The 7,061-nt window shown below is 61.7% G+C and carries 8 protein-coding genes and 1 tRNA gene; 6 read left to right on the forward strand and 3 right to left on the reverse strand.

The window, feature by feature from the left end; all coding sequences use genetic code 11:
• Window positions 1-490: 490 nt before the first annotated feature.
• Window positions 491-566: transfer RNA gene (locus tag OKB81_RS18405), tRNA-Gly, on the reverse strand.
• A gap of 177 nt (window positions 567-743) precedes the next feature.
• Window positions 744-1,289, reverse strand: coding sequence for an oligoribonuclease (orn, locus tag OKB81_RS18410; RefSeq protein WP_160839306.1), 546 nt, complete (start codon window positions 1,287-1,289; stop codon window positions 744-746).
• A gap of 91 nt (window positions 1,290-1,380) precedes the next feature.
• On the opposite strand from orn, the gene rsgA reads away from it, so the two are divergent.
• Genes rsgA through OKB81_RS18435 form a run of 5 tightly spaced genes read left to right on the forward strand, consistent with a single transcriptional unit; the run spans window position 1,381 to window position 4,222 of the window.
• The gene (gene rsgA / locus OKB81_RS18415; protein WP_039040203.1) at window positions 1,381-2,415 is read left to right on the forward strand and encodes a small ribosomal subunit biogenesis GTPase RsgA; all 1,035 of its coding nucleotides are present in this window, start codon (window positions 1,381-1,383) and stop codon (window positions 2,413-2,415) included.
• Between the two features lie 29 nt (window positions 2,416-2,444).
• Complete coding sequence (asd, locus tag OKB81_RS18420) at window positions 2,445-3,317, forward strand: archaetidylserine decarboxylase (RefSeq protein WP_052816309.1); 873 nt, start codon at window positions 2,445-2,447, stop codon at window positions 3,315-3,317.
• Window positions 3,314-3,562, forward strand: a complete 249-nt coding sequence (locus OKB81_RS18425) for a VF530 family DNA-binding protein (RefSeq protein ID WP_041212447.1) — start codon at window positions 3,314-3,316, stop codon at window positions 3,560-3,562. Before asd ends, OKB81_RS18425 begins: the two co-directional genes overlap by 4 nt.
• Before the next feature lie 4 nt (window positions 3,563-3,566).
• Complete coding sequence (locus tag OKB81_RS18430; RefSeq protein WP_010675489.1) at window positions 3,567-3,818, forward strand: DUF2960 domain-containing protein; 252 nt, start codon at window positions 3,567-3,569, stop codon at window positions 3,816-3,818.
• A 2-nt stretch (window positions 3,819-3,820) separates the two neighbouring features.
• Entirely contained in the window at window positions 3,821-4,222 is a 402-nt protein-coding gene (locus tag OKB81_RS18435; protein WP_160839308.1) for a hypothetical protein, read from the forward strand.
• Window positions 4,223-4,321: 99 nt separating this feature from the next.
• Here the strand turns inward: OKB81_RS18435 and OKB81_RS18440 are convergent, their stop codons facing one another.
• Window positions 4,322-4,816: a hypothetical protein gene (locus OKB81_RS18440; RefSeq protein WP_029314787.1), complete on the reverse strand. Its 495-nt coding sequence runs from the start codon at window positions 4,814-4,816 to the stop codon at window positions 4,322-4,324.
• 166 nt (window positions 4,817-4,982) lie between these two features.
• Here OKB81_RS18440 and OKB81_RS18445 point away from each other — a divergent pair, with 166 nt between their 5' ends.
• Complete coding sequence (locus OKB81_RS18445) at window positions 4,983-6,956, forward strand: sensor domain-containing protein (protein ID WP_039040163.1); 1,974 nt, start codon at window positions 4,983-4,985, stop codon at window positions 6,954-6,956.
• The last annotated feature ends 105 nt before the right edge of the window (window positions 6,957-7,061 follow it).

The following is a 7,061-nucleotide window of genomic DNA, read 5'->3' on the forward strand; positions in this document are numbered from 1 at the left end:
GGGGCATGCAGTCGTGGCAAGCCCTCCGATGCCATATCGGCTCTTGAAGCTGGCTGAGGGTCATGGGTAATCAGGTAAAATTATGAGCTTTGGTTAAATGCCCCGGTTTTAACTTATAGCGAGCCACTGTCTGTCATTCAGGCCCTGCCAAGCCTGTTAGCCGACCGCAAAGGGTTGTGCCCGATCTCCGGGAGGCTATTAGCAAGCAATACATCTTGGTCTTATGACTTGGGATGTGCGGGGAAGAGAGAAAACAGGCAAACGCCGGATACGACAAGTCATCGCGGCGCGATGTGATGGGCAATTCAATTCAAAGGGATTATGAGGACTTCGAAGAGAGATTGGAGCGGGAAACGAGACTCGAACTCGCGACCCCAGCCTTGGCAAGCACGGATCATGCTCTACCAACAGGACGCGGCAGTGATGGTACTGAGAAACTGGATTCGTGTACTTGGGGGAGAGATTGAATTCGAAGGGTTCGAAGAGAGATTGGAGCGGGAAACGAGACTCGAACTCGCGACCCCGACCTTGGCAAGGTCGTGCTCTACCAACTGAGCTATTCCCGCAAAACCTGAAAACAGACCGTACAGCATTTGGTTGCTTGCGCTACTGTACGGGAGCCGAATTATAAGAGCAGACATTCCAATTGCAAGGGCTTTTTTGTCTGGTTGCAGCCGTTCGCTCAAAAGCTGGCCGAACTGCTGATTTTAGCAACCGAACGACGGCAACCCCTTGCCAGCCACTCAGATTTTGAAGACGTGGGCGCGGTAGAACTGCAGTTCGGCGATGGATTCGCGGATGTCGTCCAGCGCCTGGTGGGAGCCACTCTTCTTGAACTGATCCAGCAGTTCAGGCTGCCAGCGACGGACCAGCTCCTTGATGGTGCTGACGTCCACGTTGCGGTAATGGAAGAAGGCTTCCAGATCGCTCATGTGCTTGACCATGAAGCGGCGATCCTGGCCGATGCTGTTGCCGCACAGGGGGCTGGTGTGCTCCGGCACCCACTGGCGAATGAAGGCGAGGGTCTCGGCAACGGCCTTGGCCTCGTCGTATTCACTCGCCTTGACCCGGGCCACCAGCCCGCTCTTGGTGTGGGTGTTGACGTTCCAGTCATCCATCTTGCCCAGCTCTTCCTCGCTCTGGTGGATGGCGATGACCGGCCCTTCGGCCAGCACGTTCAGGTCCTTGTCGGTGACGATGGTGGCGATCTCCAGTACCACGTTCTCTTCGGGGTCCAGACCCGTCATCTCCATGTCGATCCATACCAGGTTCTGCGCGCTGACTGTCATGATTGCTCTCTCTATTGGGAGGAATGGCGGAATTTTGCCAATTTGCATGTATCATACTGGCTTTGAATCTGTTCATAAACTGGCAAACCCCGTGGCAAAGAAAGCAAAACTCAATCTGGGTCAACAAAGGCGCGTCCAGGCCAACCGCGAGCGGCGGCTGCAAAAAGAGCACACCACAGTGGTCGATGACACCCTGTTCGGCCCCGCCATCGAAGGGGTGGTGATCAGCCGTTTCGGCCAGCACGCGGATGTCGAGGCAAGCGATGGTGCCATCCACCGCAGCAACCTGCGGCGCAGCAGCATCAGCAGCCTGGTGTGCGGCGACAAGGTGGTGTGGCGCCCCGGCCTCAATGCCGCGACTGCCGGCGTCATCGAGGCGGTGCACCCGCGCCACTCGGTGCTGACCCGGCCGGACTTCTACGACGGGGTCAAACCCATCGCCGCCAACATCGACCAGATCATCATCGTCTCGGCGGTGATGCCCGAGTTCTCCACCAACATAGTCGACCGCTACCTGGTGGCGGCAGAAGATGTGGAGATAGCGCCCCTCATCGTGCTGAACAAGGTCGACATGCTCGATGACGCGGCCCGCGCCCGTATCGAGCACCAGCTCGAGACCTACCGCAAGCTCGGTTACGAGGTGCTGCTGGTGAGCTGCGAGAGCGGTGAGGGCATCGACGCCCTCAAGGCGGCGCTCACCGACAAGATCAGCATCTTCGTGGGCCAGTCCGGGGTGGGCAAGTCGTCCCTCACCAACGCCCTGATGCCGGGGCTGGACGTGCTCACCGGCGAGATCTCCGAGAACTCGGGGCTCGGCCAGCACACCACCACCACGGCACGGCTCTACCACTTCCCGAGCGGCGGCGATCTCATCGACTCCCCCGGGATCCGCGAGTTCGCCCTCTGGCACCTGGAAGCCGACCGCATCACCTGGTGCTTCGTCGAGTTTCGCGACTACCTGGGTGGCTGCAAGTTCCGCGACTGCACCCACAAGGATGATCCCGGCTGCGCCCTGCGCGCCGCGGTCGAAGCGGGCGCCATCAGCGCCGATCGCTTCCACAACTACCACCGCATCCTGGAAACCATGCAGGAAGCCCGCCACGGTCGCCAACAGGCGCGGCTGTGACCCGTTCAACTCATTCCCAGATGAAGATCATGAGCATCACTGACAACCTGAAAATTGCCGGTCAATACTGCCTGCCCAAACACGCCCTCTCCCGCCTGGTGGGCAAACTTGCCGCCGCCGAAGCGGGCAACCTCACCACCAGGGTGATCGAGGCCTTTATCAAGCAGTACCAGGTCGACATGAGCGAGGCGCTGCACGAGAGCCCGGCCCACTACAAGAGCTTCAACGAATTCTTCACCCGCGAGCTCAAACCCGGCATCCGCCCCGTGGTGGAAGACGCCATGACCCTGGCCCTGCCGGTGGATGGCACCGTCAGCCAGCTCGGGCCCATCAGCCAAGGTCGCATCATTCAGGCCAAGGGCCACGACTACAGCGCCCGCGAGCTGCTGGGGGGCTATGAGGATCTGGTGGCCCCGTTCAAGGATGGCGACTTCGCTACCATCTATCTGGCACCCAAGGATTACCACCGCATCCACATGCCGCTGGACGGCGTGCTGGAGAGCATGGTGTTCGTGCCGGGGGATCTCTTCTCCGTCAACCCCCTCACCGCCGAGAACGTGCCCAACCTGTTTGCCCGCAACGAGCGGGTGGTGGCCACCTTCCGTACCCCCCACGGCCCCATGGCCCTGGTGCTGGTCGGTGCCACTATCGTCGCGAGCATCGAAACCATCTGGGCCGGCAACATAGCGCCGACCAAAGAGAAGAAGGTGGTGCGCTGGGACTACACCGGCGATGAAGCCATCACTCTGCAAAAGGGGGCCGAGATGGGCCTGTTCAAGCTGGGCAGCACAGTCGTCTGCCTGTTTGGCCCGGGCATGCTGGCCGGTTTCGAGCCGCACCTGGCCAACGGGGTCACCACCCGCATGGGTCAGCCCTTTGCCACCCTGGCGGCGCAGGTATGAGCGATCAACCCGCTTCCCAGAAGAACAACCCGCTGCACGGGCTGACCCTGGAGGCCATCGTCACCGCCCTGGTCGCGCACTATGGCTGGGAAGCGCTGGGGCAGCAGATCAATATCCGCTGCTTCACCGATAATCCCAGTATCAAGTCCAGCCTGAAGTTCTTGCGCAAGACCCCCTGGGCCAGAGAGAAGGTCGAAAGCCTCTATCTGTACGTCCAGCGCAAGCAGGCCAAAGAGAAGGAGTGACGCCATGGCGTTCAAGATTACCTACACCTACAAGAAGCAGGCCAGGGAGATTGGCTACGCCAACGACAAGTTCAACAGCATCTATGATGCCGTTGCCGCCGCCGAGGGGATCGATCTGACCCGCTTCCACGCCATGGAAGAGCAGCTGGCCCAGGTGTGCCGCCGCGACAAGAAGAGCGTGAAGGATTACCGGGAGAACTACTTCAAGGAGCTGGGCTTCTCCAACATCGTCATCGAACGGGACGCCAAGGAGTAACCATGCGCACCCTGACCCTGATGGCCGCCTCCCTGCTGCTGGCCGCCTGCAACACGACACCGAGGGAGCCCCTGGTCGGCGCAGATCGCGACGAACATGGCTGCATCGGCAGCGCGGGTTATCAATGGTCGGCGCTGGCAGGCAAGTGCGTGCGGCTGTTCGAGCAGGGCATTCGCCTCAACCCGACCGATGCCGGTCAGACCGTCAGCGCTTTCGTGCTGTTCAATGCCGATCAGAGTCAGGCCGAGCTGACCCTGCCAGAGGGCGAGCCGATCCGGCTGGTCCGCCAGGGCGAAGAGGGCAACTGGTCCTGGCAGGGCGGCTGCTATCAGCTCTTCCCCTGGAAGGGCTATGTGCTCAAATCCGGCGACCATGTGCTCTATCACGGTGATCTGACCCCCTGATCCTCTGGCGTCATCCCTCCCCTCACGCCCTGATGGACGCAGAGCAGGCATAAAAAACCCCGTTGCACGCAACGGGGTTTTTCATGATACCCGGCAGGATCAGTTGCCGAGGGTGGAGAACAGGCTCTGTTCCAGGCTGCCGCGGGAGACGCACACCGGGGTGATGGAGGGAGCCAGTACCCGCTCGCCGGAGGACTCGACGAAGTAGAGCTGGGTATTGCCCTTGACATTCACGGTGGCCACGCTGTTGTTGCCGCTCTGGGTGATGATCAGGTTGATCTGCAGGTTGGGGTTGCCCAGCGCCACCTTGGACCCCATGGTGCCGCAATCCAGCCACTCCAGACCATCGGCCGAGTTTTCCACGTTGGCGGTCATCAGACCGGCACCACGCTGGCTGTTCTCGATGTTCAGGCCGTGATCGCCGAACCACTTCTCGGCACGGGCCCACACCAGATCCACCGGGATCGCCATCTCCTGGGTGTTGTTGGTTGCCTTGGCAACCGGCGGGGTATAGCGATACTGCTCGCCGCCGTTGTTGTCGCTCGCACAACCCACCATCAACAGGGCCAGGGCGCCCCCCATTATCTTCTTCATGCTGCTTCTCTCATCCATAAGGCCATAGGCCAACCGGCGGCTATTATGGCGATCGCGACACAGGCTGTCAGCAGGGATCCGCACAAATGGCGTACTCTTAACCCAGGCTTTACAAAACCCACCTGTTATCATAGATTTGCTCGAAGTCTCCCCCGTGAGTGCTCTCGTGACTTCTTCGCTCTCCCTGGCGCTGCTGCAGCAGATCATCGACCAGTTACCCATGAATATCTTCTGCCGGGACAAGCACGGACGGTACCTGTTTGCCAACAAGGCATTCGCCAGGGAAGCCGGCCTGCAAGACCCGAGCGAACTCATTGGCAAGAGCGATGCCGAGATGCCCTGGGGGGATGTATTCCGGGAGGAAGATGACCGCCTGCTGGCCGACGGCAAACCCCTGCTGCACCAGCAGCTCCATTGCCACAGCGGCGAAGGCGCCAGCTGGATGGAGATCAACAAGGTTCCCCTGTATGACGAGCACGGCGACCCCATCGCCCTGTTTGCCATGGTCAGCGCCATCGATCAGCGCAAGGAGCTGGAGCAAACCTTCCGGCAGCAGCAGTTGCTGCAACGCCGCCTGCTGGATGCCATTCCCGACCTCATCCGTCTCGAGGATCACCAGGGCGTGCTCATCGACTGCAACCAGGCCTTTCTCGACTTCATGGGGCTGGTGGCAAGCGAGGCTCTGGGTCGGCGCGTCCCGCCCCGGTTGCCCGTCGAACAAACCCTGGGTCAGGGGGAGTATTGCGTGGTGGATGCCCAGGGCAGAGGCCGCCATCTGGAGGTCACCCGGGTCGAGGTGCCGGATGACGAGGGCAACTCCCTCGGCATCCTTACCCTGAGCCGCGACATCACCGGGCTTCGCACCACCCAGGCCCAGTTGCAGCAGGAGCAGCACTACGACAGCCTGACCGGCCTGCTCAAGCTCTCCCACTTCCTCCAGACCAGCCGTCATCTGGGCGCCCGCAAGGCCAGCCTGCTGCTGGTGGATCTGCAACATTTTCGCGAGATCAACGATCGCTTCGGCATACGGGTCGCCGACCGCCTGCTGAGCCAGGTGGCCCGTCGCCTGCAACGACTGGCGCCGCCCCAGTCCCTGCTCTGCCGGGTCGCGGCGGATGACTTCGCCCTGCTGCTGCCCGAGCTCCCCCTCTCTCTGGATGCGTGGAGCCGCAACCTGCAGCAGGAGCTGATGACGCCCTATCAGGTGGAAGAACACAGGATCCAGATCCCGGTGTTCCTCGGCATCGCCCATGGCAAGGCCAAGGATGCCGAGCGTCTGCTGAGCCACGCCGAGGCCGCCCTGGCCCAGGGCAAGCGCCAGCAGCAGCACTGTACCCTGTTCGACCCCGCACTCGATGCCAAGCTCAAACGCCGCCAGCTCATCGCCGCCCAGTTGCCACTCGCCATCAAGTCCGCCGAACTGACCGCCGTCTACCAGCCCATCATCTGCACCCACAGCAACCGGCTGCACGGTGCTGAGCTGCTCTGCCGCTGGCCCCATCCCGAATTCGGCATGATCTCCCCCGACGAGTTCATTCCGCTGGCGGAGGAGCTGGGGCTCATCGGCCAGCTCGGCCAGCTGATGCTGGAGCTCGGCTGTGCCCAGCTTGCCCGCTGGCAGGTGGCGGCCCCGGATCTGGTGCTCTCCATCAACCTCTCGCCCCTGCAGTTCCGCGATCCCGAGCTCTGCCCGCAGATCTTCGACTGCATCGCGCGCCACGGGCTCGCCCCCTGGCAACTGGAGCTGGAGATCACCGAAGGGGTGCTGATGGAGAATGCCGACGAGATAGAGAGCAACCTGGCCAGCCTCATCGAGGCGGGCTTCCAGCTCGCCATCGACGACTTCGGCACCGGCTACTGCTCCCTCGCCTATCTTCCCAGGCTGCAGGTGGCGACCCTCAAGCTCGACAAAAGCTTCACCCAGGGGCTGGCCACCAACCAGGCCACCACAGCCATCGTGCGTTCCGTCATCGGGTTGGGCCATGAGCTTGGCATCAAGATCACCGCCGAAGGGGTGGAGACGCCGGAGCAGCAGGCCTGGCTGGTGCAGGTCGGTTGCGATCGGCTGCAAGGCTATCTGTTCAGCCGCCCCCTCCCACCGGCCGACTTTGCCCGCAGCTACCAGCTGCCGGAGCAGTAAGCCAGCAACAACAAGGCCACCCGAGGGTGCAATGCTGTTCACTTAAGCGGAGCCGCATTGCGATTTACCGGAAAACGGGTCTTTGATATCTTCACCGCCCTGGGT

Origin of the sequence: Aeromonas sp. QDB56, from assembly GCF_027705505.1 — a bacterium.
GTDB lineage: Bacteria > Pseudomonadota > Gammaproteobacteria > Enterobacterales > Aeromonadaceae > Aeromonas > Aeromonas caviae.